This is a genomic window from Mesorhizobium sp. M0195, from assembly GCF_040322115.1.
In the GTDB taxonomy this organism is placed as follows: Bacteria; Pseudomonadota; Alphaproteobacteria; order Rhizobiales; family Rhizobiaceae; genus Mesorhizobium.
Genome location: NZ_JAMYSV010000003.1, coordinates 389,704 through 415,282 on the forward strand (window position 1 = coordinate 389,704; position 25,579 = coordinate 415,282).

Below are 25,579 nucleotides of genomic sequence, written 5' to 3' on the forward strand. Positions count from 1 at the left end.
TTGTCGCGACGACGGTTCCACAGTTTTCACCGTTTGGCTATCATCGCGTAGCGGATCAATACCGGGCGACGAAACAGCAATGACGGACAGCAAACAGCAGAGCGCACTCGCCGCAGCCTATGCGGCGAAGCGGCCGGAAGACGTAGCCGCGCTCTACGACAGCTGGGCCGGCACTTACGACGCCGACATGTCGGCGGCCGGCTATCGCCATCCCACCATCTGCCTTGCCTTGCTGGCCCGCCATCTGCCGCGCGGCGCCGCACCTCTCCTCGATGCCGGCGCCGGCACCGGGCTCATCGGCGAGTGGCTCGCCATCACCGGTTATCCGCAGGTCGAGGCGCTCGACATCTCGGAAGGAATGCTGGCGCAAGCGGCGCGCAAAGGTATCTATTCGGCGCTGCACTGCCTGGCGCTTGGCGGGCCGCTGCCCTTCGTGGACGATGCCTATGCCGGGATCATCTCAGCCGGCGTCTTCACGTCGGGCCATGTCGGAGCCGAGGGGCTGGACGAGCTGATCCGCATCTGCCGGCCGGGCGGAGTGATCGTACTGACGGTGAAGAACACGCTGTGGGACACGGGCTTTGCCGCGCGGATCGCCGAGCTCGAGGCGCAAGGCATCGTCACCCGCGCCGAGGAGACGCCGCCCTATGTCTCGATGCCAGGCGAGGCCGATACGGTGCCTAGCCGGGGGCTGGTGCTCATCGTGAACTGAGGCTGAAATCGGAACGCTCTACGCCTTCACCTTTACTCCTGCCGGATCGTAAAGCGGCTCGAGGTGAATCTTCGCCGGCGTCCGTTCCATTGCCACAACCAGCTCGTAGTCGCCGGAGGTGAGGAAATCATCGCTGACGCCATAGGCATTGCGCACATAGCCGTAGCCGATGTTCCTGCCGATGGTGTAGCCATAGCCGCCGCTGGTGAGGTAACCGACCGCCTCGCCGTTGCGCAGGATGGTCTCGCGCCCGAGCAGCACGACGTCGGGATCGTCGACAGTGAAGCCGGCAAAGCGTTTCCTGAGCGTCGAGCCACCGAGCTTTTCAAGCGCCCGTCGGCCGAGGAAATCGGTGTTCTTCCTGAGCTTCACCGCCCAGCCGAGGCCGGCCTCCTGCGGCGTGTCGTTGGGCGTGATGTCGGCGCCCCAGGCGCGGTAGCCTTTTTCCAGCCGCAGCGATTCCAGCGCCCGGTAGCCGACCGGGCGGATGTCGTGGGTAGCGCCCGCCGCCATCAGCGCGTCGAAAACCTCGCCTGTCGCCGCGATCGGCGCATGCAATTCCCAGCCCAGTTCGCCAACATAGGTGACGCGCAGTGCCCGCACGGCGTGGCCGGCAATGGCGATCTCGCGAACATGGCCGAACGGAAAGGCGGCATTCGAGACGTCAGCATCGGTCACCGCCGACAGCACGTCACGTGCGCGCGGCCCCATCAGCGACAACGTGCCAAAATCCTCGGTGACGTCGGTCAGCGTCACGTCGAACTCCCTGCCGATATGATCGGCAATCCAGGAGAAATCGTGCGTGCGGAACCCGGTGCCGGTGACGATGTAGAATTTTTCCTCACCGAGCCTCGCCACGGTCAACTCGGCCTCGATGCCGCCGCGCGTATTGAGGAGCTGTGTGTAGGTCAGCCGGCCGACCGGCTTGGCGACGTCATTGGCGCAGATCCAGTCCAGCGCCTTCAGCGCGTCGGCTCCGGTCATTTCGTATTTGGCAAACGACGATTGGTCGAAAATACCGATCTTTTCGCGCACATGGCGATGCTCGTCGCCGACGGGTGAAAACCAGTTCTGCCGGCCCATCGAATAGACGTCCTTCGGCTCGATGCCTGCCGGCGCGAACCAGTTCGGCCGCTCCCAGCCAAGTTTCGAGCCGAACACGGCGCGATGTTTTTGCAGCCGCTCGTACAAAGGTGAGACGATGCGCGGCCGTCCGCTGGCATATTCCTCATGCGGGAAGCCGATCGTGTAGTGCTTGCCGTAGGCTTCCAGCGTGCGGTCGCCGACCCATTTCCGGTCGCGGTGCAGGTCGGAGAAGCGGCGGATGTCGACCACCCACAAATCGAGCGGCGCCTCGCCGTCGACGACCCATTGCGCCAGCGCCCAGCCGGCGCCGCCGCCGGACGCGATGCCGAAGGCATTGAAGCCGGCGCCGACGAACATATTGGGGCATTCCGGCGCCACGCCGAGGATGAAATTGCCGTCCGGCGTAAAGCTCTCCGGCCCGTTGATCATCTGCTTGACGCCGACATTGGCAAGCGCCGGGACGCGCTCGATGGCCTGGCTCATATGCTGCTCGAAATGATCGTAATCATCGTCGAACAGCCGGAACTCCCAATCGTCCGGCACATCGCCGCCGGGCAGGCCGGTCGTCCACGCCTGCGGGTTCGGCTCGTAGCCGCCCATCACCAACCCGCCCACCTCCTCCTTGAAATAGGTGCGGCGATCGGGGTCGCGAATTGTCGGCGCGTCGGTCGCCAGGCCGACGATCCTCTCGGTGATGATGTACTGGTGCTTCACCGGCTGCAGCGGCACGTTGATGCCGGCCAACGCACCCACCTGCCGCGCCCATTGCCCGGCGCAGTTCACCACCTTGTCGCAGGCGATATCGCCCCTGTTCGTCCTAACCTTGACGATCCGGCCGTTGGTCAGTTCAAAGCCGGTGACCCGCACCTCCTCGAACAATTTTGCGCCATGCATGCGCGCGCCCTTGGCCAGTGACTGGGTGATGTCGGAAGGGCTTGCCTGACCGTCGGTCGGCAGCCAGGACGCGCCGACGAGGTCGCCGGTTTCCAGCAGCGGCCACATTTCCTTGACCTCGGCCGGCGACAGCAGATGCATGTCCATGCCGAAGCTTTTGGCCGTCGTTGCCAGCCGCTTATACTCCGTCCAGCGGTCGGCATTGGTGGCGAGGCGCAGGCAGCCAGTCATCTTCCAGCCGGTGGCGAGGCCGGTTTCGGCTTCCAGCCCCTTGTAGAGATCGACTGAATATTTGAGCACGCGCGTGATCGACGCCGACGAGCGTAGCTGGCCGACCAGCCCGGCAGCATGCCAGGTCGAACCCGAGGTCAGTTTGCCCTGTTCGAGCAGCACGATTTCGGCCTTGTGGTCGCGCGCCAGATGATAGGCCGTCGAACAGCCGATGATGCCACCGCCGATGACCACGATCCCGGCCTGGGCGGGCAAGGTCATGTCCGCGTCCCGTATTTTGTCCTGTAGTTTTCCAGGGCGGCTTCGAGCCGCGCCAGGTTTTCGTCCGCGTAGGCGGCGTAGTCGACACCGGGCGCATCGAGGTAGAGCTCGGAAACCATGCCCCACATCGCCTCGCGCAGCAGCGACGCGCATTGCATGGCGGCGTGCGAGCGCCGTATCGCCGGGTCCGGCTCCTTCATGAAATAGGCAGTCAGGAAGGCGAAGGATTCCTCGTCGCTCATGCCGGCGTTCGAAGCCGCGCCGGCAAGGTCGAACATCGCGGTGTTGAAGCCGGCATATTCGAAGTCGATGAGCCACAGCCTGTGACCGTCGTCGATTATGTTAGCCGGCAGAAGATCGTTGTGACCGAAGACGATCGGCAGCAGTTTTTGCGCGCGCTCGAGCTCGTCCGCCAGAGTCAAAAGGCGTGGCAATTCGCCCAGCTTGCGGCTGCGGCCTTCCTCCAGCGTGCGCGCATAGTCGCGAATGACATGGAATACCCAGAACATGAAGCCGGCGCCGGAGATGTGACTGGGCATCTCCCGGTGGAAGCCGCGCAGCAACGCGGCAACGCGGCCGAGATCGGCGCGCACGTCCTGCGCGACGTAGGCCTTGGCGCCGAGATACTCCGTCACCATGACGCCCGGTCCGGTGTAGTGGACGGCCGGAGCGAAGCCTGCGGCGTGCGCTGCCCGCGCGGTCATCATCTCGCGCTCGCGAAAGACATGGTGGAACGGATAGTCCTGGCCGAGCCGTACGACGTGCCGCCCGGCCGCGTCCTTGACCAGATAATTGGCATTGCTCAGCCCACCCGGCAGCGGCGCAATGTCGATGCTGCCGGTCCAGCAAGGCAGCGCGCGGATGCGGTCTTCGACAGTCACGATCTCGTCCAACATCGGGTCAATTTTCCACGCATGTCACGGCTGGCCGGGGATGACAATCGGACAGAGGAATGGCGGCAACGCGAAGATCTCGTCGGTGCAGATCTCGGGATCGGTATCCCGCACCGCACCGACGAGCCCCTTTGTGCCGGGTTTCTTCGACGCCGGCATCCGCCCCCGCGGATCCTGAATTTCGGCACCCTTGCACCCAACAGTTTTCCCGGGCGTTCGGGCAGGCGATTTTTCGTGCGGCTCAGCCGTCGTCCTCCGTTCCGAGCCTGTCACAGCGATAATGTCGCGCCACGCTGGAGGCGTTGTCAACGCGAAATTGTGGTGTTCTCTGCGTTTTTGCCCGAATTTTGCGAAATTTATTGAAGCTAGTAGCGTTTTTGCCGTAGAAACGGTCAACGCTGCAACAATCCGACCGGATGGAACCGATGGTCCACTCGAAGCGGCATGGCGAAATCCTGCGCCTCCTCAAGGAGGAAGGCACTGTCACCATTGCCAGCCTGGCCGACCGGCTGGGCGTCTCGCTGGAGACGGTACGCCGCGACGTCAAGCCACTGACCAGCGACGGTTCCATCCTCAAGATGCACGGCGCAATCAGCCTGCCGTCGTTTGCCGGCGAAGCGCCGTTCGAGCGGCGCATGCGCGAGAACGCCGATGCCAAGCGGGCTATTGCCCGCATGGTCGCCGCCACCATCCGCGACGGCGAGTCCATCATGCTCGACACCGGCACCACCACCTCTTTCCTGGCCCGGGAACTGCTCGGCCACCGGCGGCTGACGGTCGTCACCAACTCCTCCGACATCGCCCGCACACTGGCCACCGTCAACGGCAACAAAGTCTATATGGCCGGCGGCGAGCTGCGCAGCGATTCCGGTGCTGCCTTCGGCGTCTCGGCCATCGAATTCGTCAGCCGCTTTTCCGTCAACCATACAGTGATATCGACCGGTGCGGTCGATGCCGTCACCGGCGTCATGGACTATGACCTGGAAGAGGCCGAATTCGCCCGCATGGTGCTGTCGCGCGGCCAGCGTTCGCTTGTCGTCACCGACCACAGCAAATTCGGCCGCCAGGGCCTTGTTCAGGTCTGCGGCTTCGGCGGCTTTTCCGAACTCGCCACCGACCGGCCGCCGCCGCACGACATCGCCGCCGCCCTCGTCCAGGCCGGCGCGCGGCTCAGCATTGCGGACGGCGGAAGCGAGGGCTGAGCTCTATCGGCAGATCGGCACCAGCACCCACTTCCCAGCGCCGCCTCTGCCGTGTTTAGTCCGGCCATGGCTTTCACCATCCGCCAATTGCAGTTCTTCATCGCCGTCGCCGAGCAGGGCACAGTGTCGGGCGCCGCCCAGAACCTGTCGATCTCGCAATCCTCGGTCACCGAAGCGATCAAGGAGTTGGAGCACGATCTCGGCGTCGAGCTGTTCGAGCGCCACCCGCGCGGCTTGAACATCACCCACAAAGGCCACCAGTTCCTGCGCCATGCGAGGAAGATCCTGGCCGACGTTTCCGATGCGCGCCGCGCCTTCTTCGGCGAACGGATCGCGGCAAGCGGGCGGCTGCAACTTGGCGTCACCTCGTTGGTCGCTGGCTATGTGCTTTCCGATCTTCTTGCCCGCTACCGCCGCGCCTATCCGGGTGTCGAGGTCTCGGCGATCGAGGACAATGGCGACTATCTCGAGCATCTGTTGATCGGCGGCAAGCTTGACATTGCCGTCATGGTCACCTCGAACCTGCGCGACCGCACCGCGCTGCAGTCCGAAATCCTCGAAGTCTCGGCCTACCGGCTGTGGCTGCCGCTCGGACACCCCTTGGCCGGTGCCGACATCATCGGCATCGGCGACATCGCCTCGGAACCGCTGATCATGCTGACCGTCGACGAGATCGAGGAGAATACCGGAAAGCTGCTGACGGCAATCGGCGCCAAGCCGCATGTCGCCTTCCGCACCCGCTCGGTCGAAGCGGTGCGCAGCCTCGTCGCTACCGGCGCCGGCGTGGCGCTGCTGCCCGACCTCGTCTACCGGCCATGGTCGCTGGAAGGCGACCGCATCGAATCGCGCGATATTTCGGGGTCGTTGCCGGTCGTCCAGGTCGGCATGGTCTGGCGGCGCGGCTCCGGTCTGCCGCAGGCGGCGCGCGACTTCATCGGACTTGCCCAGTCGCAGCGCATGGTGCGCCAACGGCCTGAGAAGATTGGCCGCTGACCTATCGGAAAAATCGATATCGGCTTTCTGATAAATGAATTTGCGAAACCGGAAATTTCGCAGCACTTTTCGGTCAGGGAACAAAGCTGCCGCCGGAGCACGGCCCTCAGAGCCGCGCATCCAACGTCTTTGAACGGGCGCATGATCTTCTTCCGAAAACCGAAACCGGTTTCGAGGTCATGCAAAAATGGGAGATCGACGATGAATTCATTGCTGAAATCATGCACTGCCTTGACGGTCGCGCTGAGCTTCTCCGGCCAGGCCATCGCCCAGGTCAAGGAGCTCGGCAAAGGCGAAGGCGAGGTCAATATCGTCGCCTGGCCGGGCTATATCGAGCGCGGCGAAACCGACAAGGCCTATGATTGGGTCACTTCGTTCGAGAAGGAAACCGGCTGCAAGGTCAACGTCAAGACCGCCAACACCTCCGACGAGATGGTCTCGCTGATGAACGAGGGCGGCTTCGATCTCGTCACCGCCTCGGGCGATGCCTCCCTGCGCCTTGTCGCCGGCAAGCGTGTCCAGCCGATCAACACCGATCTCATCCCGAGCTGGAAGACGGTTGACGACCGGCTGAAGGATGCACCCTGGTTCACCGTCGGCGGCGTCCATTACGGCGTCCCCTATCAGTGGGGGCCGAACGTGCTGATGTACAACACCGAAGTGTTCAAGGAGGCGCCGAAGAGCTGGAACGTGGTCTTCGAGGAAATGAAGCTTCCCGACGGCAAGTCGAACAAGGGCCGCGTCCAGGCCTATGACGGGCCCATCCACATCGCCGATGCCGCCAATTACCTGATGGCCCACAAGCCGGAGCTCGGCATCAAGGATCCGTACGAACTGACCGAAGACCAGTACAAGGCCGCGCTCGACCTTCTGCGGGTCCAGCGTACGCTGGTCGGACGGTATTGGCACGACGCCGCCATCCAGGTCGACGATTTCCAGAACGAAGGCGTCGTCGCCTCCGGCTCCTGGCCCTACCAGGTCAACACGCTGATCGCGGCCAAGAAGCCGGTCGCCTCGACCATCCCCGAGGAGGGCGTTACCGGCTGGGCCGACACCACGATGATGGAGGCCGATGCTGCCCACCCGAACTGCGCCTACATGTGGATGGAGCATTCGCTGTCGCCGAAAGTGCAGGGCGACGTCTCCGCCTGGTTCGGCTCGCTGCCGGTGGTACCTGCCGCCTGCAAGGGCAACGAACTGCTCGGCGAAGAAGGCTGCAAGACCAACGGCTACGACAATTTCGACAAGATCAAGTTCTGGAAGACGCCGGTCTCGAAATGCGCCACCCAGAACGACCAGTGCGTACCCTACTACCGCTGGGTGTCGGACTATATCGGCGTCATCGGCGGGCGGTGAGTTCGCCTCACCTACGAAGCCCGGCGCTGCCCCTCACCCTTACCCTCTCCCGGTGAAGAAACGGGGGGTCGCCAGCGTTGGAGCGCCTCCCTTCTCGCCGTCCACTATATACGGGGAGAAGGTGCCAGCAGGCGGATGAGGGGCGGCGCGACCGCCTGAAATTTGATGAGCCTGACAGATCAGGACGACCCATGACCTCCGCCGTTTCCTTCCAAAAAGTCTCCCGCCATTTCGGCAGCGTGCGTGCCGTCGACGCGGTCGATCTCGACATCGTGCCGGGCGAGTTCTTCGCCATGCTCGGGCCTTCCGGCTCGGGCAAGACGACGTGCCTGCGCCTCATCGCCGGTTTCGAGCAGCCGACGGCCGGCTCGATCTCGATCTTCGGCGAACGCGCCGAGGGCGTGCCGCCCTATCGCCGCAACGTCAACACCGTGTTCCAGGACTATGCGCTGTTCCCGCATCTCAACGTGCTCGACAACGTCGCCTATGGGCTGATGGTCAAGGGCGTCGGCAGACCGGAGCGGCAAAAGGCGGCGGAAGAGGCGCTGGCGCTGGTACGGCTTCCCGGCTACGGCGCGCGTCGCCCTGGCCAACTTTCCGGCGGCCAGCGCCAGCGCGTCGCGCTCGCCCGGGCGCTGGTCAACCAGCCCAAGGTGCTGCTGCTCGACGAGCCGCTCGGCGCGCTCGACCTCAAGCTTCGCGAAAACATGCAGGAGGAGTTGAAATCGCTGCAGAAGGCGCTCGGCATCACCTTCGTGTTCGTCACCCACGACCAGGGCGAAGCGCTGTCGATGGCCGACCGCGTCGCCGTCTTCAATGATGGCAAGATCATGCAGATCGGCACGCCGGAAGACATCTACCAGCGCCCCAAGACCCGCTTCGTCGCCGATTTCGTCGGCTCGTCCAACGTGCTGCCGCCGGATTTCGTCCAGCGCTATGCCGGCCAGCATCGCTGGGGCAGCCTGCGGCCCGAATCCATCCGTATTGGCCGGGCCAACGGCGAAGGCGTTGCCGCCCGCCTTGTCTCGACCAATTATCTCGGCGCCACGACTAGACTGGCGCTCGATGCAGAGGGCTTGCGGCTGCATGCCATCGTCCCGGCGGGTGCAGCCTTGCCCCGGGAAGGCGAGGCGGTGGTGCTCACCTTCAACCGCGAGCATTTGCATTTGATGGACGAACTGGGATGAGCCTGGACGCTGCCATGCCGCGGGCCACGGCGCCTGCCATCCTGCCGGGCAGCGGCGGCGTACGCGGCGCGCTCTCCGACATCTTCTGGCGCCGGCCGCAACTCCTGCTCCTGCTCATGCTGCTGCCGCCGGTTCTGTGGCTCGGCATCGTCTATATCGGCTCGCTCTTCGCGCTGCTTTTGCAGAGTTTCTTTTCGATCGACGAGTTCTCCGGCCTCATCAACCGCGAGTTCACGCTGAAGACTTATGGCGACCTGCTGCAGGCCGCCAATCTCGACATCATCCTGCGCACGGTGACGATGGCGGCGCTGGTGACGTTTGCGTCGGCGGTCATTGCCTTTCCCATCGCCTATTACGCGGCGCGCTATGCGCGCGCCCGTTGGAAGGCGTTGTTTTATCTCGGCGTCATGCTGCCGCTGTGGTCGAGCTACCTGGTCAAGATCTATGCCTGGAAGCTGATCCTCGCCAAGGAAGGCATCCTGACGTGGCTGCTGGCCAAATTGCATCTTCTATGGCTGCTCGATGCATGGCTATCGCTGCCGATCGTCGGCGGCAACTCGCTGTCGGTCTCGTCAACCGGCACCTTCATCGTCTTCGTCTATGTCTGGCTGCCCTTCATGATCCTGCCGGTGCAGGCCGCACTCGAGCGCGTGCCGGGCAATTTGGTCGAGGCCTCGTCCGATCTGGGCGCCTCGCCCGGCCAGACCTTCCGCAACGTGCTGTTCCCGCTGACGCTGCCCGGCATCGTCGCCGGCTCGATCTTCACCTTCTCGCTGACGCTCGGCGACTACATCATCCCGCAGATCATCGGTACCTCGCGGCTGTTCATCGGCCAGGCCGTCTATTCGCAGCAAGGCACCGCCGGCAACATCCCGCTCGCCGCCGCCTTTACCGTGGTGCCCATCGTCATCATGGGCTTCTACCTCTGGGGCGCCAAGCGCATGGGGGCTTTCGATGCGCTCTGACCGTGGCCCATCGGCGCCGATCGGCCTGAAGCTCGCTGCCACCGGCGGCCTGCTTTTCCTGCATTTGCCGATTGTGCTGATCTTCGTCTATGCCTTCACCACGGAGGAGAAGAGCTTCGTCTGGCCGCCGCCGGGGCTGACGACGCAATGGTTCGCCGTCACCTGGAACCGCCCCGACGTCTGGCAGGCGCTGTCGCTGTCGGTGCGGGTCGCGGCGATCTCGACCGCCATCGCGCTGGTCCTCGGCACGCTGTGCGCCGCCGCCGTGTCCCGCACAAAATTCTTCGGCCGCGAAACCATCTCGCTGCTGGTGATCCTGCCGATCGCGCTACCCGGCATCATCACCGGCATTGCGCTGCGCTCGGCCTTCGCGCTGGCCGAAATCCCGTTCTCGTTCTGGACGATCGTGCTCGGCCACGCGACCTTCTGCGTGGTCGTCGTCTACAACAATGCGGTCGCCCGTTTCCGCCGCACGTCCGGCTCGATGATCGAGGCGTCGATGGACCTCGGCGCCGACGGTTTCCAGACCTTTCGGCATGTCGTGCTGCCCAACATCGCAACCGCGCTGCTGGCCGGCGGCATGCTCGCCTTTGCGCTGTCCTTCGACGAGGTCATCGTCACCACTTTCACCGCCGGCCAGCAGCAAACGGTGCCGATCTGGATGCTCGAAGAGCTGATCCGTCCGCGCCAGCGTCCGGTCACCAATGTCGTGGCGATGGTCGTGGTGCTGGTGACGCTGCTTCCCATCCTCGCTGCCTATTACCTGACCCGCGACGGCGACCAGATCGCCGGTTCGGGCAAATGATCTCGTTCATAAGGGAGAGACTTCCATGGACACGCAGATGCTGATCGGCGCGAAATTCGAAAAAGGCACCGAGACCGAGGAACCGATCCTCAACCCGAAGACCGGGGCGACCATCCTCAATCTGCCCGAGGCCAGCCCGGCGCAGATCGAGGCGGCAGTGCTTGCCGCCGAAAAAGCCTTCGTCACCTGGTCGCGCACCACGCCGGCGCAGCGCGCCGGCTATCTCCTGAAGATCGCCGATCGCATCGAGGCCGCGGCACAGGATTTCGCGGCGCTCGAGGCGCTGAACTGCGGCAAGCCGATCAATGCCGTGCTCAATGACGAGATCCCGGCGATCGTCGACTGCTACCGTTTCTTTGCCGGCGCGGTCCGCTCGATGCCTGGCCAGGTCGCCGGCGAATACATTCCCGGCCACACCTCGATGGTCCGCCGCGACGCCATCGGCGTTGTGGCGTCGATTGCGCCGTGGAACTATCCGCTGATGATGATGGCCTGGAAGCTGGCGCCGGCGATTGCCGGCGGCAACACGGTCGTCTTCAAGCCGTCGGAACAGACGCCGCTGACCGCGCTGAAGCTGGCGAAAATCCTTGTCGAGATCCTGCCGGAAGGCGTCGTCAACGTCGTGCTCGGCCGCGGCGACAGCGTCGGCAACACGCTGATCAACCATCCGAAGGTCAACATGATCTCGATCACCGGCGACGTCGCCACCGGCAAGAAGGTGCTGCAGGCCGCCGCTAAATCGGTCAAGCGCACACATCTCGAGCTCGGCGGCAAGGCGCCGGTCATCGTCTTCGACGACGCCGATCTCGGTGCGGTGGTCAACGGCCTGCGCGCCTTCGGCTATTACAATGCCGGCCAGGATTGCACCGCTGCCTGCCGCATCTATGCCGGCAAGAAGATCTATGACAAACTCGTCGCGGACCTCTCCGCTGCGGTCTCGACCATCAAGTATGATCGCCCAGATGATACCGAGAACGAGATCGGCCCGCTGATTTCGCGTCGCCAGCGTGACCGCGTCTCGAGCTTCGTCGAGCGCGCCTCGGAGCTCAAGCACATCGAGATCACTACGGGCGGCAAGCCGGGCGAGGGCTCCGGCTTCTTCTACCAGCCGACCGTCGTCGCCGGCGCGCTGCAGGAGGACGAGATCGTGCGCCGCGAAGTGTTCGGCCCGGTGGTCTCGGTCACCCGCTTTTCCGAAGTCGACGAAGCGGTGAACTGGGCCAATGATTCTGACTACGGCCTGGCGTCGTCGGTGTGGACCAAGGATGTTTCGCGCGCCATGGCGACGGCCGCCCGCCTGCAATATGGCTGCACCTGGATCAACACCCATTTCATGCTGACCAACGAGATGCCGCATGGCGGGTTGAAACAATCCGGCTACGGCAAGGACATGTCGCTATATGCGCTGGAGGACTATACCGCAGTCCGCCACGTCATGATTGCGCACGGATAGCGCCCTCGGGGAGACGGTGGCCTCAGGCCGAAGGCGCCACGCGATTATTCTTCCGCCTCCTCCGCCCCGCTCGCGGCCGGCGCAACCAGCAGCACAGCGGCGCCGAGGATCGCTGCGATGAAAGAGCCGGCGAGGATGCCGACCTTGACCGCGTCCTGCAGAGCGACGTCGCTGGCGAAGGCGAGCAGGCCGATGAACAGGCTCATGGTGAAGCCGATGCCGCAGAGCAGTGAAATACCGATCATGTGCAGCCAGCCGGCATTGACCGGCAGATCGGCAAATCCGAGCCGGATGGCAAGCGCGGAAGACCCGAACACGCCGACCAGCTTGCCGGCGACGAGGCCTGCGGCGACGCCGAGCGTCAGCGGCTCGATCAAGGCGGCAGCGCTGAGACCGCCGAGTGAGACGCCGGCGTTGGCAAAACCGAAGATCGGGATGACGAAAAAGGGTACGATTGTGTGCAGGCCGTGTTCGAGCCGGTGCAGCGGCGAATGGTCGAGATCGTGGCCGCTGCCCGACGAGATCTTCAGCGGTATGGTGAGAGCCAGCGCGACCCCGGCGAGCGTCGCATGGACGCCCGATTTCAAAACCAAAACCCACAGCACGACACCAAGCACGATATAAGGCAGCAGCGTCAGCACCCGCATGCGGTTGAGCACCACCAGCAGCGCGATGACGGCGAAGGCGGCGCCGAGATAGGCGAGCGACAGGCCGCTGGTATAGAACACCGCGATGATGAGCACGGCGCCGAGATCGTCGATGATGGCGAGCGCGGTAAGGAATATCTTCAACGAGCCCGGCACGCGGCTGCCGAGCAGCGACAGCACGCCGAGCGCAAAGGCGATATCGGTGGCGGTCGGGATCGCCCAGCCGGACAGAGCGGCTGGATTGTTGCGGTTGATGGCGACGTAGACCAGTGCTGGCACCGCCATGCCACCGGCGGCGGCGATGCCGGGCAGCACGCGGCGCGGCCAGGTCGAGAGCTGGCCGTCGAGCATCTCGCGCTTGATCTCGAGGCCAACCAGCAGGAAGAACACCGCCATCAGGCCGTCATTGATCCAGTGCGAGACGCTGAGCGGTCCGAGATAGGCATGGAGGGCGGAGAAATAAGCTTCGGCCAGCGGCGAATTGGCGACGATCAGGGCCAGGGCCGCCGCAGCCATCAGGATGAGGCCGCCGGCCGCCTCGCTGTCGAGGAATTCGCGCAGCATGGAGACCAGCCGCTTTTCGTCCTGCATGTCGCCTCCGTCGTATCAGCGGCAAGGTCCGACGCACCGCCCAGCGATGATGCGCAAACGGCGCTGGCCGGGCAAGCCGGCAGTCAGAACCTTTTAGCGCGGCGCGCGCTTGGCGAGGATGCGTTGCAGCGTGCGGCGATGCATGTTCAGGCGGCGTGCGGTTTCCGAGACATTGCGGTCGCACATTTCGTAGACGCGCTGGATGTGTTCCCAGCGCACGCGATCAGCCGACATTGGATTTTCCGGCGGCGCGGCACGTTCGCCCGCCGTGCGGGTCAGGGCTGCAAAGATGTCGTCGGCATCGGCCGGCTTCGATAGATAGTCGATGGCGCCGAGCTTTACCGCCGTCACCGCGGTGGCGATGTTGCCATAGCCTGTAAGGATTATGGCGCGAGCATCGTCGCGCTTCTCGCGAATGGCAGCGACGACGTCGAGGCCGTTGCCGTCGGCCAGCCGCATGTCGACCACCGCATAGGCCGGCGGATTGGCGCGCGCCTTGGCAACCGCCTCCTCGACGCTCTCCGCCGTCTCGACCACGAAACCCCTGGTTTCCATGGCGCGGGCAAGCCGCGTCAGGAACGGCTTGTCGTCGTCCACGATCAGCAACGAGGTGTCCTCGCCTTCGACCATTGCGCCAATCGTTTCGTCAGTACTCATCGTGCTGAAAATCCTGCTGCCTGATTTTTACGCAAATATAGTTTCGCAACGCTATTGTCCAATTTAGGCCGTGTCGAACATGGTGGCCGAAGCCTGCTCGGGATTAAGGAAGACGCTGCGCGGCCACGATATCTGCACGATAGCGCCCTCGCCGGGCTCGCTCGAATTGCGGAAATCGAGCGTCGCGCCGGAGCGTTCGAGCAAGGTCTTGGCGATGAATAGGCCGAGGCCGAGGCCGCCGCCGGCTTCGGTGCCCTGGCGGGTCGACATATAGGGTTCGCCGATACGGTCGATGATCTCCGGTGGAAAGCCCGGCCCGTCGTCGATGATCGAGAAGCTGACGGCGGCCTCGTTCCACCTCCAGCGTATGGTGACGTTCTTGCGGGCGAAGTCGACGGCGTTCTCGACCAAATTGCCGAGGCCGTAAATGACGCCCGGATTGCGCCGGCCCACCGGTTCCGGGCCGATGCGCTCGCCCGGCCGAAGCTTGATCGAAATGCCGAAATCGCGGTGCGGTGCCGTCACTTCCTCGACCAGCGAGGTCAGCGGCAGGCGCGAGAGGTGCACTTCGCTCTCGGAGGAAAGGCTGGTCAGGCGCTTCAGGATTTCGCGGCAGCGCTCGCTCTGCGAACGCAGCAGCTTCACGTCCTCGCCGTATTTCGGATCTTCGCCAAGCGCCTTCTCCATCTCCTTGGCGACAAGCGTGATGGTGGCGAGCGGCGTGCCGAGTTCGTGCGCGGCGGCCGCGGCGAGGCCGTCGAGGGCCGAGAGATGCTGTTCTCGCTGAAGCACCAATTCCGTGGCGGCAAGCGCGTTGGCAAGCAGCCGCGCCTCCTCTGCCACCCGGAAGGCATAGATCGCGGTAAAGGCGATGGAGCAGAACACCGCCATCCACATGCCGGCGACATAGATGAAGGGCATCGCCAATGGCGCCCCCTCATGCCAGGGCAGCGGCAGGTGGTAGAAGACCAGCAGCGTCGCCGCCACGATCACCAGCGCGCCGAGCAGAGCCGTCAATCGCAGCGGCAGCGACGTCGCCGAGACGACGACGGGCACGGTCATCAGCAGCGAAAACGGATTGGTAAGGCCGCCGGTCATGTAGAGCAGGCCGGCAAGCTGCAGGCTATCGAAGGTCAGGATGGCAAAGGCCGAGAACGGGGTAAGCCGATGCGCCGCCGGATAGCGGAAGGTCAGCAACAGGTTCATCCAGGCCGAACAGGCGATCAGCGCAAAACACATGCTGACCGGCAGCGGAAATTTCAGCCCGTAGGCGACGACAAGCACAGTCAGGCTCTGGCCGACAATGGCAAGCCAGCGCAGCCTGATCAGCGTGTTGAGGCGCAGCCGCTGGCTTTGCTGGAAGTCGGGCGCGTGCAGAATGTTTATCATGGCGGGATTATAGAGGGGAAACCGCTGGAGGTCTTTCCGAAAACCGGGACCACCTTCCGCTGACGCGGACCTTCGGGTTGTGATCATGGTCCGGGAAGCATCAGGTACCGCGCGGCTTCGCGCGGCTCGTGGCGGCGGCGAGAAGCGGGTTCTCCGGCCAGACATGCCTGGGATAGCGGCCACGCATCTCTGCCCGCACATCGGCCCAGGAGCCGCGCCAGAAGCCGGGCAGGTCGCGCGTCGTCTGGATCGGCCGGTGCGCCGGCGACAGCAATTCGAGGGTCAGCGGCACAGTGCCGTTGGCGATCGCCGGATGCCGGTCGAGGCCGAACAGTTCCTGCACGCGCGCCGCCAGCACCGGCCATTCGCCGTCATAGCGGATCGGTAGCCGGCTGCCCGACGGCGCGTCGAAATGGGTCGGCGCCAATGTGTCGATCTTGCGCTGCAATTCGTGCGGCACCAGCGTCATCAGGCCTTGCGAAAGCACGCTAGGATCAATCGCCGTAAAGGCTGTGGCACCGGAAAGGAATGGCAGCAGCCAGTCGTCGAGGCGCTCGACGAGCGCGGCATCGGAGACATCGGGCCATGGCGCGCCGAGGCCGCGATGCAGCCAGCCGAGCCGCTGCCGCAACGTCTCCGCCTCCCTGGTCCACGGCAACAGGGACAGACCGTGTTCGCGCAAGGCGTCGAGGATGGCGCGATCCGCGTCGGCACCGGTCGGCGCCGGCAGCATGCGTTCGGACAACGTGATGGCCCCAAGGCGAACCGTTTCGCGCACCCGCACGGCGCGCCTGTCGCGGTCGAAGCTGACCTCGCGGCGCGTCTCGATCCTTTCCGCCAGCGCGGCACGGATATCGGTCTCATCGATGGCTGCCGCCGCGGTGATGCGGGCGTTCTGCGCCTTGCCCTGCAGGTCGGCGACGACGAGCCATGTCTCGCCGGCCAGCGGATCGGAGGCGTCGAGCGTGGCGCCCGAGCCGTTGGCAAGCACGAAGCGGCCACGCTCGCCGCGCGCTTTGGCGACCCGATCCGGCCAGGCATGGATGAGGAGCGAGCCGGCAGTGCTGCCCTTCTCCTTGAGGGGAGGGTTGATCCGCGTAGCGGATCGGGGCGGGGTCGATTCGGGCACGCCATCGGCGACCCCGCCCCGTCTCCCTCGTCTCGCTGCGCTTGGCTCGTTCGCCGACCCTCCCCTGGAGGGGGACGACGAAGCCTGCTTTGCCAACCTCTCGGCCAACTGCCGGGCAGCGGTGGAACGCGGCGATCTGTCGGCGTGAAAGCGCATTAGCTGCCGTTCGAGATCGGCACCCTCGCCGCCAAGGCCACGCTCGGTCAATAGCACGGCGAGCATCGCCGCCTCGAGCGCCTGTCCGGTCCTTGCCGCCTCGGCGACCATGTGGGCGAGCCGCACCGGTAGCGCCAGCCTGCGCATCGCGGCACCGGCATCCGTCAGGCGTCCTGCTGCATCGACCGCATCGAGCGCACGCAGCAGCGCCCTCGCCTCGGTGAGCGCCGCAGCCGGCGGGGGATCGAGGAAGGACAGGCTGGTCGGATCGGCGACGCCGAACGCGGCGCAATCGAGCAACAGGCCGGAAAGATCGGCCTCGAGGATTTCCGGCGGCGTGAAGGCCGGCAGTGCCGTCGTCTGCTCGGCCCGCCACAACCGGATGGCGACGCCGGGCTGCGTGCGCCCGGCACGGCCGGCGCGCTGGTCGGCGGAAGCGCGCGAAGCACGCACCGTCTCCAGCCGCGTCAGGCCGCTCGCCGGCTCATAGCGCGGCAGCCGCGACAGGCCGGAATCGATGACGACGCGCACGCCATCGATGGTGATGGAGGTTTCGGCGATCGACGTCGCCAGCACCACCTTGCGGCGGCCGGGCGGCGCAGGCTTGATCGCCGCATCCTGCCTCTTGTTGTCGAGCATGCCGTAGAGCGGCACGATATCGGTGTCGGCACCGACCTTGCCGGCCAGCCGCTCCGCGGTGCGCTCGATCTCGCGCTGGCCGGGCAGGAAAGCGAGCACGCTGCCCACCTCCCCGGCAAGCGCCGAGCGGATCGCCCTGGCCATCGCGTCCTCGATGGCGATGCCGGCCGGCCGCTCGTCATAGCGGATGTCGACCGGAAAGGCGCGGCCTGCGCTCTCGATCACCGGCGCGCCGGACAGCAATTTTGCGACACGCGCGCCATCGAGCGTCGCCGACATCACCAGCAATCTGAGGTCGAGCCTCAGCGCACTTTGCACGTCGAGCGCCAGCGCCAGCCCGAAATCGCCGTCGAGCGAGCGTTCGTGGAACTCGTCGAACAACACCGCCGCGACACCGGGCAACTCGGGATCGTCGAGGATCATGCGGGACAGCACGCCTTCGGTGACGACGAGAATCCTGGTCTTCGCGGACGTGCGGTTTTCCATGCGCATGGCATAGCCGACAGTTTCGCCGGGCTCTTGGCCAAGCAATTCGGCCATGCGGCGGGCGGCAGCGCGGGCCGCGAGGCGGCGAGGCTCGAGCAGAATGATTTTTCCGGCGCCTAGCCATTCAGCGTCGAGCAGTGCCAGTGGAACCAAAGTCGTCTTGCCGGCGCCGGGCGGCGCCACCAGCACGGCGCTGTTACCATGGCTCAGCGCTTCATCGAGCGCCGGCAAGACAGCGGAGACCGGCAGGTCCGGCAAGAGTTTTGTGGTCATTGTGCTAATGCTGTGCAGCCAGTTGGCGCCGATCGCGTATCAGCGGTGACGGTCGCGGCGCAACCTCGGCGCCGATTCAAAGCCTGGTCCGCGAAAACGGGTTCCAGCGCACCGTGCCGAGCCGCACCTCCTCGCGCACCATCGTCAGCAGGCCGGAACCGCCGACCACGGCGAGCCCGACCAGCGACAGAAAATCCGGATATTCCCTGAAGAACAACGCACCTAGAAGCACCGCCCAGACGATCTGCGAATAATGCGTCGGCGCGATGCGGTTGGCCGGTGCGTATTTGACCGCCAGCAGATGCAGCAGCTGGCCGCCGGCGGTGAAGGCGCCGGCCAGCACCAGCCAGGCCCATTGCCTGCCATCCGGCAGCGAGAACGAGGTGGCCGCCACACCGACGCCGTTGAAGAACAGGCCGTAGCCGATCAGCACGCCGAGCATCGTCGTGCGCTTTTCCTGAGCGGCGAGCGAACGCATCAGGATGACATTGGTGGCGGCTAGGAAAGCGATGATGAACGCCGCCAGATGACCAAGATGCAACTCGCGAAAACCAGGCCTGACGACCAGCATGACCCCGGCAAAGCCAGCGACGACCGCAAGCCACCGCCAGGGGCCGACCTTCTCCTTGAGGACCAGCGTGGCCAGGATGGTGACGAACAGCGGCGCCAGGAAGATCAGCGCATAGACTTCCGCCAGCGGGATGGTGGTGAAGGCATAGACGCTGAGCACGCCCGACGCGATGCCGGCCAAGGCGCGGGCCTGTACCGCCCAGGGCCGGGTCGTGCGCCAGAAATCGCGCCAGCGCTCGCCTGGCGGCCTGGCAAAGAGCAGAAAGCAGCCGGCAAACAATGTCGAGAAGAAGCCGATCTCGAAGACGTTGAACTGCCCGCCCAGGCTTTTGACAACGGCGTCGCTGCACGAATAGCTTGCATAGGCGATGAGAGCGAGCAGAATTCCGTTGGGCACGTTTTTCCGTTTCCGGGAGAGATGAGAGTGAAGATATTGGCGCTTGGCGCGCATCCGGACGACATCGAGATCTTCATGTTCGGTACGATGGCGGCCTATGCCGCGCAAGGCGCAGAACTCTTTTTTGCCATAGCCACGGATGGCACCAGGGGCGGCTATGGCGATCCGGCCGCGCTTGCCCGCACGCGCCGCAAGGAGGCGACCGCGGCGGCCGGTCTGCTTGGCGTGACGCCGCGCTTCCTCGACTTTCCCGATGGCGCACTGGTGGCGGACGCCGCCCTGATCGGAGCGCTGAAAGCGCTGATCGGCGAGATAGGGCCGGATCTGGCGATCACCCATGCGCCGAACGACTATCATGGCGACCACCGCGCGCTGTCGGATGGCATGCGCATCGCCGCATCATTCTCGGTGCCGGTGCTGCATGCCGACACGTTCGGCGGCACCGGGTTTTCGCCAACGCATTACGTCGATACCTCCGGGCATTTCGATCTCAAGGCGGAGGCGATCCGGGCGCACCAGTCGCAGGATCCCGAGCGTTTCGTCGACGCGGCGCGCACGCAGAACGCCTTCCGCGCCGGCCAGTGCAACGGCCTAGCCGGATCATTCGCCGAGGCCTTCCGCTTCGAGCCGGTCTTCCCCTTCGCCGATATCCGCGCGCTGCTGCCGCCGGCCCCAGTGATCCGACCGGTGACGGTCAGCAACAAGACGGTGACCTAGGCAGGCCGCCGCAACTTCTCACGTTGGTTCCTATCCAGCATGCTGCGGTGCAGCAACGAATTCGCTTGCGTTGTTTAGTAAAAATTGCATCACTAAACAAATTACTAAACATCCGGGCGTTGCCGCCACTGTGTTTAGGCCCCGGAGGAGAGGGGTTTAGCGGGCTTTTGAAACCGTCATCCGGACGCGTTTCGCAAATGGGAGGAAGGCATGAAATCGACCTTTAAATTGGCGTTGGGTCTGGCCTCGGCACTCGTTGCGTCGACAGCCGTTTCGAACGTCGCGCAGGCAGAAGATCTGACGCTTTGCTGGGCAGCCTGGGACCCGGCCAACGCGCTTGTGGAATTATCCAAGGACTTCACCAAGGAAACCGGCATCGGCATGAAATTCGAATTCGTGCCGTGGACCAACTATGCCGACCGCTTTCTCAATGAGCTGAATTCGCACGGCAAGCTGTGCGACTTGATCATAGGCGACAGCCAGTGGATCGGCGGCGCCGCCGAGAACGGCCATTACGTCAAGCTGAACGACTTCTTCGACAAGGAGAAGATCAGCATGGACGATTTCGTGCCGGCGACCGTGGTCGGCTATTCGGAATGGCCGAAGAACTCGCCAAATTACTGGGCGCTGCCGGCCATGGGCGATGTCGTCGGCTGGACCTACCGCAAGGACTGGTTCTCCAAGCCGGAGCTGCAGAAGGAATTCAAGGAAAAGTATGGCTGGGATCTCGGCCCGCCGACGACCTTCGACCAGCTGAAGCAGATCGCCGAATTCTTCCAGAAACGCGAGATCGACGGCAAAACCGTCTATGGCGCGTCGATCTATACCGAGCGCGGCTCGGAAGGCATCACCATGGGCGCCATGGACGTACTCTACAGCTTCGGCTTCCAGTACGAAAACCCGAAAAAGCCCTACGAGATGGAAGGCTTCGTCAACTCCGATAAGTCGGTGAAGGGCCTGGAGTTCTACAAGGCGCTCTATGACTGCTGCACCCCTCCCGGCGCCTCGAACAGCTACATGGGCGAAGGCGTCGATGCCTTCAAATCCGGCCAGGTGGCGATGCACATGAACTTCGCCTTCACCTGGCCAGGCCTGCAGAAGGACGAGAATGTCGGCGGCGACAAGATAGGCTATTTCGTCAATCCCAAAGGTCCGGACGGCGACCAGTTCGCCCAGCTCGGCGGCCAGGGCATCTCGGTGGTCTCCTATTCCGACAAGCAGGAAGCCGCGCTCAAATACATCAAATGGTTCGCCAACAAGGACGTGCAGTCCAAATGGTGGTCGCTCGGCGGCTATTCCTGCCTCAACGCGGTCGTCAAGGACCCGGCCTTCCCGGCCAGCCAGCCCTACGCGCAGACCTTCCTCGACTCGATGGCCATCGTGAAGGACTTCTGGGCCGAGCCGAGCTATGCCCCGCTGTTGCAGGCCTCGCAGAAGCGCTTCCACGACTATGTCGTTGCCGGGCAAGGCTCGGCCAAGGATGCGCTCGACGGCCTCGTCAAGGACTGGACCGAGGTCTTCCAGGACGATGGCAAGATGTAACCGGGGCAAGATGTAACCGGCTCCTCCCGAGCCCATGACCGAACCGTCCCGTGCCGCCCTTGGCACGGGACACAGTTCAGATAAATTCCATTGTCGAGACGATCCAAGTGACCGAAGCAGGACTGACCATGCTCAATCGGACTGCGGACAGCGTTGCCCGGGCTACGCCCGAGCCGTTGGCCCGCAAGGTCCGGGGCATCAGCGACAAGGGCCTCGCCTGGCTGTTCATCTCGCCGACGATCCTGTTGCTTTTAGCCATCAACATCTTCCCGCTGTTCTGGGCGATCTATCTGTCCTTCACCAATTTTCGCGCCAATCGTCCCAATGAGGTGGTGAAGAACCTTGGGCTCGCGAACTACAAGCGCATCCTCGCCGACCAGGACATCTGGATCGCCATGCAAACGACAGCGCATTTCGTGTTCTGGACCATCCTGCTGCAGACGCTGATCGGCTTTACGCTGGCCTGGCTGATCGACCGCAAGTTCCGCGGGCACGCCTTCTGGACGACCATCATCCTGGTGCCGATGATGCTGTCGCCGGCGGTGGTCGGCAATTTCTGGCGCTTTCTCTACGAGCCGCAGATCGGGTTGTTCGCCTACGCCGTCTCGTTCGTCACCGGCATTCCGGCAACGCAGATCAGCATGCTCTCCAACGTGTCGCTGGCGCCATGGTCGATCATCATCGTCGACACCTGGATGTGGACGCCTTACGTGATGCTGATCTGCCTCGCCGGCCTGCGCTCGATCCCCGAATACATCTACGAAGCGGCCGAGGTCGACCGCGCCTCCAACTGGCGGCAGTTCTGGTCGATCACGCTGCCGATGGCGCTGCCCTTCATCATGCTGGCGGTGCTGTTCCGCGGCATCGAGAACTTCAAGATGTTCGACATGGTCAATTTGCTCACTGGCGGCGGGCCGGGATCGACCACCGAAGTGGCCTCGATCACGCTGAAGCGGCAGGCCTTCGAAAGCTGGCGGACGGGCTATTCCTCGGCCTTCGCCATCATCCTGTTCGTCGCGGTGTTCGGCCTGGCCAACATCTACGTCAAGGCACTGAACAAGGTGAAGCAGAGATGAGCCTGACGTCAGCCCATTCCGTTGTCGCACCCTCGGCCACGTCGAAGCGCGTCGCCGGCACGATCATCGTTGCCTACGCGCTGATCTCGATCGTGCCGCTGCTGTGGATCTTCGCCACCAGCTTCAAGACGCCGCCGGATTCGATCGCCTATCCGCCGAAGATCCTGTTCCAGCCGAGCCTCGAGGGCTACTGCAACTTGTTCTCGACCCGGACTCGGCAAACCCCGGAATACATCAACTCCCTGGGACCGGCGACGGGGGTCTGCGACGAGACGGTGCGCAAGCGCAATATGGTGATCGCCGGCCCGTCGAACTTCATGCCGCGCTTCGTCAATTCGCTGATCATCGCCTTCGGCTCGACGTTTTGCGCGGTGTTCCTCGGCACGCTGTCGGCCTATGGTTTTTCGCGCTTCAAGGTGCCGCTCGCCGACGACCTTCTGTTCTTCATCCTGTCGACGCGCATGATGCCGCCGATCGCGGTCGCGATTCCCATCTACCTGATGTATCGGGAGCTCGGACTGTCGGACACCGCGCTCGGCATGATCCTGCTCTACACGGCGGTCAACGTGTCGCTGGCAGTCTGGCTGCTGAAAGGCTTCATCGACGAGATCCCGCGCGAATATGAAGAGGCGGCGATGATCGACGGCTACACCAGGCTGCAGGCGTTCTGGCGCACCGTGCTGCCGCAGGCGACCACGGGCATTGCCGCGACCGCCATCTTCTGTCTGATCTTTGCCTGGAACGAATACGCCTTCGCTGCGCTGCTGACCTCGGGCACGGCGCAGACCGCGCCGCCCTTCATCCCGACCATCATCGGCGAAGGCGGCCAGGACTGGCCGGCGGTCGCGGCCGGCACGACGATCTTCCTGGTGCCGATCCTGGTCTTCACTATCCTGCTTCGCAAGCAATTGCTGCGCGGCATCACCTTCGGCGCGGTGCGCAAATGAGCCTGACCGTAAAACGCAAATCGCGCTGGCCCGTCTGGGCCAGGCGCGGACTGATGGAAAACGTCGCCACGGCGATCATCGCCATCGGCTTCCTGATGCTGTTCCAGCCCTTCGCGCTGGCGCTCTACACCTATTCGTTCGTCACCATGCTGGCCGGCACGGCGATGTTCATCATCGTCTCGAAATTTCCGGAGTAGACGATGGCTGAGATCAGGGTCGAACATCTGAGAAAGGCATTCGGCGATTTCGTCGCCGTGCAGGATTCCAACTTCGTCGTCGAGGACGGCGAATTCTTCGTCATGCTGGGGCCGTCGGGTTGCGGCAAGACGACGACGCTTCGTATGATCGCCGGGCTCGAACTGCCGACCGGCGGCAAGATCCTGCTTGGCGGCGAGGACGTCACCATGCGGCGTGCCCGCGAGCGCGACATCGCTTTTGTGTTCCAGCTGTTCGCGCTCTATCCGCACATGAATGTGAGAAAGAACATCGGTTTCCCGCTGCTGGCGCAAGGCATGCCAGGCGCTGAAATTCGGGCCAGGGTGGAAGAGACGGCGAAGCTGTTGCGGATCGACCATCTGCTCAACAAATCGGTCTCCGGGCTAGCCGGCGGCGATCGCCAGCGCGTGGCGCTCGGCCGCGCCATCGTGCGGCGGCCAAAATGTTTCCTGATGGACGAACCGCTCGGCACGCTCGACACCGAATTCCGCGATCTGATGGTCCATGAGCTGCGCGAATTGCACAACCGCATCCACGCCACCACCGTCTATGTCACGCACGACCAGATGGAAGCGATGTCGATGGCCGACAAGATCGCGGTGATGAACCATGGCGTCATCGAGCAGTTCGGCACGCCGCGTGAGATCTACGACCGGCCGGCGACGATGTTCGTCGCCGACTTCATCGGCTCGCCGCCGATGAATTTCCTCGGCTTCGACGGCGGCCTTTCAAAGGGCGCCAGGGAAGTTGTTGTGCAGGGCGCGACGGTGGCCGTGCCGGAGGTGCGCGAGGATGTCGCGCCGGCCGAGATGGCGCTTGGCATCCGACCGGAGCACATCCGCTTCGACGACGCTTCGAAGCTGCGCGGAGCTGTTTACGGCACGGAATATCTCGGCACCACCCAGATCGTGGCGGTGGAGACGGCAGACGGCATCATCAAGGCCAGGGTGCCGGCCGAAATCCGGCTCAATCCGGGCGATCATGTGGGCCTGGCGCTGAACAGCGCGCGGCTGTCGCTGTTCGCAAAAGGATCCGGCCGTGCGGTGCGCACCGAAATCCATGACTCGGCCTCCCAGGGGAGAGCGCATCATGGCTGACGTTCACATCAAAGGCGTGACAAAGGCTTTTGGCGAGCATGTCGCCGTCGACAATCTCGATTTGCATATCGCCGACGGGGAATTCGTCGTGCTGCTCGGGCCGACCGGCGCCGGCAAGACGACAACGCTCAGGCTGATCGCCGGGCTTGAGCGTCCGGAAGCGGGCTCGATCCATATTGCCGGCCACGACACGACGACGCTGTCGCCGGCCGAGCGCGACACCGCTTTCGTGTTCCAGCAATATTCGCTCTATCCGCATCTGTCGGTTTACGACAACCTCGCCTTTCCGCTGCGCTCGCCGGCGAGGAAAATGCCGGAGGATCAGATTCGCCGCCGCGTCGAGGACGTGGCCAAGATGGTGCGCATCCACCACAAGCTGAATAATCGCTCGACCAAACTCTCGGGCGGCGAAATGCAGCGCGTCGCCATCGGCCGCGCTTTGGTGCGCAAGCCGTCGATCTACCTGATGGACGAGCCGCTGTCGTCGCTCGACGCCAAGCTGCGCGCCGATCTCAGGCTCGAGCTGAAGCGTATACAGGCCGAACTCGGCGCCACCATGCTCTACGTCACCCATGACCAGATCGAAGCGATGACCATGGCCGACCGCATCGGCATCCTCGCCGACGGCGTGCTGGTCCAAATCGGTTCGCCGCGCACGATCTATTCTGAGCCGGCAAACCTTCACGTCGCGGCCAGGCTCGGCCAACCGGCAATCAATTTGTTGCCGGTCGGACTGCTGCCGGATGGCGGAGCGCCGGCGGGGACCAGGACAATCGGTGCGCGGACCGAACATCTTTCGATCGCGAAGGCGGCGAACGGCCATGCCGACGGCGTCGTCGATTGGGTCGAGCATCTCGGCGACCAGAACCATCTGCATGTGACGGTGGGGACCAGGAAGCTGGTGACGCTGACCGACCCCGACACCGACCTGGCGCAGGGCGACAGGATCATGATCCGCTATCGCTCGCCGCTGTATTTCGGCGCCGATGGGCGACGGCTGCTGTGAGCGCTG

23 protein-coding genes are annotated in these 25,579 nt (G+C 64.1%); 15 read left to right on the forward strand and 8 right to left on the reverse strand.

Annotated features, from left to right (window positions below):
• The first annotated feature begins 79 nt into the window (after nt 1-79).
• A complete protein-coding gene (locus NKJ12_RS10060) occupies nt 80-712 on the forward strand; it encodes a class I SAM-dependent DNA methyltransferase (protein ID WP_352506950.1) in 633 nt (210 codons plus the stop codon).
• Between the two features lie 18 nt (nt 713-730).
• Here the strand turns inward: NKJ12_RS10060 and NKJ12_RS10065 are convergent, their stop codons facing one another.
• Genes NKJ12_RS10065 through NKJ12_RS10075 form a run of 3 tightly spaced genes read right to left on the reverse strand, consistent with a single transcriptional unit; the run spans nt 731 to nt 4,236 of the window.
• On the reverse strand, nt 731-3,184 hold the full coding sequence (locus NKJ12_RS10065; RefSeq protein ID WP_352702465.1) for a GcvT family protein: 2,454 nt from the start codon (nt 3,182-3,184) through the stop codon (nt 731-733).
• Nucleotides 3,181-4,065, reverse strand: a complete 885-nt coding sequence (locus tag NKJ12_RS10070; RefSeq protein WP_254816390.1) for a phosphotransferase — start codon at nt 4,063-4,065, stop codon at nt 3,181-3,183. The genes NKJ12_RS10065 and NKJ12_RS10070 overlap by 4 nt, the downstream gene beginning before the upstream one ends.
• Before the next feature lie 36 nt (nt 4,066-4,101).
• Nucleotides 4,102-4,236, reverse strand: coding sequence for a hypothetical protein (locus NKJ12_RS10075; RefSeq protein WP_352506952.1), 135 nt, complete (start codon nt 4,234-4,236; stop codon nt 4,102-4,104).
• A 266-nt stretch (nt 4,237-4,502) separates the two neighbouring features.
• Between NKJ12_RS10075 and NKJ12_RS10080 the strand changes: the two genes are divergently transcribed.
• From NKJ12_RS10080 to NKJ12_RS10110, 7 genes are all read left to right on the forward strand, one after another.
• Nucleotides 4,503-5,279: a DeoR/GlpR family DNA-binding transcription regulator gene (locus NKJ12_RS10080; protein WP_352686951.1), complete on the forward strand. Its 777-nt coding sequence runs from the start codon at nt 4,503-4,505 to the stop codon at nt 5,277-5,279.
• Nucleotides 5,280-5,345: 66 nt separating this feature from the next.
• Nucleotides 5,346-6,272: a LysR family transcriptional regulator gene (locus NKJ12_RS10085; protein ID WP_254816127.1), complete on the forward strand. Its 927-nt coding sequence runs from the start codon at nt 5,346-5,348 to the stop codon at nt 6,270-6,272.
• 201 nt (nt 6,273-6,473) lie between these two features.
• Nucleotides 6,474-7,628 carry an ABC transporter substrate-binding protein gene (locus NKJ12_RS10090; RefSeq protein ID WP_352506953.1) on the forward strand — a complete coding sequence of 385 codons (1,155 nt, stop codon included), beginning with the start codon at nt 6,474-6,476 and terminating at the stop codon, nt 7,626-7,628.
• A gap of 191 nt (nt 7,629-7,819) precedes the next feature.
• Nucleotides 7,820-8,815: an ABC transporter ATP-binding protein gene (locus NKJ12_RS10095; RefSeq protein WP_352506954.1), complete on the forward strand. Its 996-nt coding sequence runs from the start codon at nt 7,820-7,822 to the stop codon at nt 8,813-8,815.
• A 14-nt stretch (nt 8,816-8,829) separates the two neighbouring features.
• Nucleotides 8,830-9,780: an ABC transporter permease gene (locus tag NKJ12_RS10100; RefSeq protein WP_352507003.1), complete on the forward strand. Its 951-nt coding sequence runs from the start codon at nt 8,830-8,832 to the stop codon at nt 9,778-9,780.
• Nucleotides 9,770-10,585, forward strand: a complete 816-nt coding sequence (locus NKJ12_RS10105; RefSeq protein ID WP_352506955.1) for an ABC transporter permease — start codon at nt 9,770-9,772, stop codon at nt 10,583-10,585. Before NKJ12_RS10100 ends, NKJ12_RS10105 begins: the two co-directional genes overlap by 11 nt.
• 25 nt (nt 10,586-10,610) lie before the next feature.
• A complete protein-coding gene (locus tag NKJ12_RS10110) occupies nt 10,611-12,038 on the forward strand; it encodes a gamma-aminobutyraldehyde dehydrogenase (protein ID WP_352686956.1) in 1,428 nt (475 codons plus the stop codon).
• Nucleotides 12,039-12,082: 44 nt separating this feature from the next.
• Here NKJ12_RS10110 and nhaA read toward each other — a convergent pair whose 3' ends face one another.
• The 5 genes from nhaA to NKJ12_RS10135 form a co-directional block, all read right to left on the reverse strand.
• Nucleotides 12,083-13,276, reverse strand: a complete 1,194-nt coding sequence (nhaA, locus tag NKJ12_RS10115; RefSeq protein ID WP_352686959.1) for a Na+/H+ antiporter NhaA — start codon at nt 13,274-13,276, stop codon at nt 12,083-12,085.
• Between the two features lie 93 nt (nt 13,277-13,369).
• Nucleotides 13,370-13,933, reverse strand: coding sequence for an ActR/PrrA/RegA family redox response regulator transcription factor (locus NKJ12_RS10120; RefSeq protein ID WP_023676342.1), 564 nt, complete (start codon nt 13,931-13,933; stop codon nt 13,370-13,372).
• 63 nt (nt 13,934-13,996) lie between these two features.
• Nucleotides 13,997-15,322, reverse strand: coding sequence for an ActS/PrrB/RegB family redox-sensitive histidine kinase (locus NKJ12_RS10125; RefSeq protein WP_352506958.1), 1,326 nt, complete (start codon nt 15,320-15,322; stop codon nt 13,997-13,999).
• A gap of 100 nt (nt 15,323-15,422) precedes the next feature.
• A complete protein-coding gene (gene hrpB, locus NKJ12_RS10130; RefSeq protein WP_352506960.1) occupies nt 15,423-18,005 on the reverse strand; it encodes an ATP-dependent helicase HrpB in 2,583 nt (860 codons plus the stop codon).
• A 76-nt stretch (nt 18,006-18,081) separates the two neighbouring features.
• Nucleotides 18,082-18,972 carry a DMT family transporter gene (locus NKJ12_RS10135; RefSeq protein ID WP_352506961.1) on the reverse strand — a complete coding sequence of 297 codons (891 nt, stop codon included), beginning with the start codon at nt 18,970-18,972 and terminating at the stop codon, nt 18,082-18,084.
• Between the two features lie 27 nt (nt 18,973-18,999).
• Between NKJ12_RS10135 and NKJ12_RS10140 the strand changes: the two genes are divergently transcribed.
• The 7 genes from NKJ12_RS10140 to NKJ12_RS10170 all read left to right on the forward strand — a co-directional run bounded on the left by NKJ12_RS10140 (nt 19,000) and on the right by NKJ12_RS10170 (nt 25,573).
• Nucleotides 19,000-19,689, forward strand: a complete 690-nt coding sequence (locus tag NKJ12_RS10140) for a PIG-L deacetylase family protein (RefSeq protein ID WP_352506962.1) — start codon at nt 19,000-19,002, stop codon at nt 19,687-19,689.
• 210 nt (nt 19,690-19,899) lie between these two features.
• Nucleotides 19,900-21,231, forward strand: a complete 1,332-nt coding sequence (locus NKJ12_RS10145; protein ID WP_254816117.1) for an ABC transporter substrate-binding protein — start codon at nt 19,900-19,902, stop codon at nt 21,229-21,231.
• Between the two features lie 128 nt (nt 21,232-21,359).
• Nucleotides 21,360-22,307, forward strand: a complete 948-nt coding sequence (locus tag NKJ12_RS10150) for a carbohydrate ABC transporter permease (RefSeq protein ID WP_302893612.1) — start codon at nt 21,360-21,362, stop codon at nt 22,305-22,307.
• Nucleotides 22,304-23,254 carry a carbohydrate ABC transporter permease gene (locus NKJ12_RS10155; RefSeq protein ID WP_254816115.1) on the forward strand — a complete coding sequence of 317 codons (951 nt, stop codon included), beginning with the start codon at nt 22,304-22,306 and terminating at the stop codon, nt 23,252-23,254. Before NKJ12_RS10150 ends, NKJ12_RS10155 begins: the two co-directional genes overlap by 4 nt.
• Nucleotides 23,251-23,451, forward strand: coding sequence for a hypothetical protein (locus NKJ12_RS10160; protein WP_352479849.1), 201 nt, complete (start codon nt 23,251-23,253; stop codon nt 23,449-23,451). The genes NKJ12_RS10155 and NKJ12_RS10160 overlap by 4 nt, the downstream gene beginning before the upstream one ends.
• Nucleotides 23,452-23,454: 3 nt before the next feature.
• On the forward strand, nt 23,455-24,567 hold the full coding sequence (locus NKJ12_RS10165; RefSeq protein WP_352506963.1) for an ABC transporter ATP-binding protein: 1,113 nt from the start codon (nt 23,455-23,457) through the stop codon (nt 24,565-24,567).
• Complete coding sequence (locus tag NKJ12_RS10170) at nt 24,560-25,573, forward strand: ABC transporter ATP-binding protein (protein ID WP_352506964.1); 1,014 nt, start codon at nt 24,560-24,562, stop codon at nt 25,571-25,573. The genes NKJ12_RS10165 and NKJ12_RS10170 overlap by 8 nt, the downstream gene beginning before the upstream one ends.
• Nucleotides 25,574-25,579: the final 6 nt, after the last annotated feature.

What these genes read in the sequence shown, in the direction of transcription:
- NKJ12_RS10060 (WP_352506950.1), top strand. Translation starts at nt 80, where the DNA reads ATGACGGACAGCAAACAGCAGAGCGCACTCGCCGCAGCCTATGCGGCG.
- NKJ12_RS10065 (WP_352702465.1), bottom strand. Translation starts at nt 3,184, where the DNA reads ATGACCTTGCCCGCCCAGGCCGGGATCGTGGTCATCGGCGGTGGCATC.
- NKJ12_RS10075 (WP_352506952.1), bottom strand. Translation starts at nt 4,236, where the DNA reads ATGCCGGCGTCGAAGAAACCCGGCACAAAGGGGCTCGTCGGTGCGGTG.
- NKJ12_RS10080 (WP_352686951.1), top strand. Translation starts at nt 4,503, where the DNA reads ATGGTCCACTCGAAGCGGCATGGCGAAATCCTGCGCCTCCTCAAGGAG.
- NKJ12_RS10085 (WP_254816127.1), top strand. Translation starts at nt 5,346, where the DNA reads ATGGCTTTCACCATCCGCCAATTGCAGTTCTTCATCGCCGTCGCCGAG.
- NKJ12_RS10090 (WP_352506953.1), top strand. Translation starts at nt 6,474, where the DNA reads ATGAATTCATTGCTGAAATCATGCACTGCCTTGACGGTCGCGCTGAGC.
- NKJ12_RS10095 (WP_352506954.1), top strand. Translation starts at nt 7,820, where the DNA reads ATGACCTCCGCCGTTTCCTTCCAAAAAGTCTCCCGCCATTTCGGCAGC.
- NKJ12_RS10100 (WP_352507003.1), top strand. Translation starts at nt 8,830, where the DNA reads ATGCCGCGGGCCACGGCGCCTGCCATCCTGCCGGGCAGCGGCGGCGTA.
- NKJ12_RS10105 (WP_352506955.1), top strand. Translation starts at nt 9,770, where the DNA reads ATGCGCTCTGACCGTGGCCCATCGGCGCCGATCGGCCTGAAGCTCGCT.
- NKJ12_RS10110 (WP_352686956.1), top strand. Translation starts at nt 10,611, where the DNA reads ATGGACACGCAGATGCTGATCGGCGCGAAATTCGAAAAAGGCACCGAG.
- nhaA (WP_352686959.1), bottom strand. Translation starts at nt 13,276, where the DNA reads ATGCAGGACGAAAAGCGGCTGGTCTCCATGCTGCGCGAATTCCTCGAC.
- NKJ12_RS10120 (WP_023676342.1), bottom strand. Translation starts at nt 13,933, where the DNA reads ATGAGTACTGACGAAACGATTGGCGCAATGGTCGAAGGCGAGGACACC.
- NKJ12_RS10125 (WP_352506958.1), bottom strand. Translation starts at nt 15,322, where the DNA reads ATGATAAACATTCTGCACGCGCCCGACTTCCAGCAAAGCCAGCGGCTG.
- hrpB (WP_352506960.1), bottom strand. Translation starts at nt 18,005, where the DNA reads ATGACCACAAAACTCTTGCCGGACCTGCCGGTCTCCGCTGTCTTGCCG.
- NKJ12_RS10145 (WP_254816117.1), top strand. Translation starts at nt 19,900, where the DNA reads ATGAAATCGACCTTTAAATTGGCGTTGGGTCTGGCCTCGGCACTCGTT.
- NKJ12_RS10150 (WP_302893612.1), top strand. Translation starts at nt 21,360, where the DNA reads ATGCTCAATCGGACTGCGGACAGCGTTGCCCGGGCTACGCCCGAGCCG.
- NKJ12_RS10155 (WP_254816115.1), top strand. Translation starts at nt 22,304, where the DNA reads ATGAGCCTGACGTCAGCCCATTCCGTTGTCGCACCCTCGGCCACGTCG.
- NKJ12_RS10160 (WP_352479849.1), top strand. Translation starts at nt 23,251, where the DNA reads ATGAGCCTGACCGTAAAACGCAAATCGCGCTGGCCCGTCTGGGCCAGG.
- NKJ12_RS10165 (WP_352506963.1), top strand. Translation starts at nt 23,455, where the DNA reads ATGGCTGAGATCAGGGTCGAACATCTGAGAAAGGCATTCGGCGATTTC.
- NKJ12_RS10170 (WP_352506964.1), top strand. Translation starts at nt 24,560, where the DNA reads ATGGCTGACGTTCACATCAAAGGCGTGACAAAGGCTTTTGGCGAGCAT.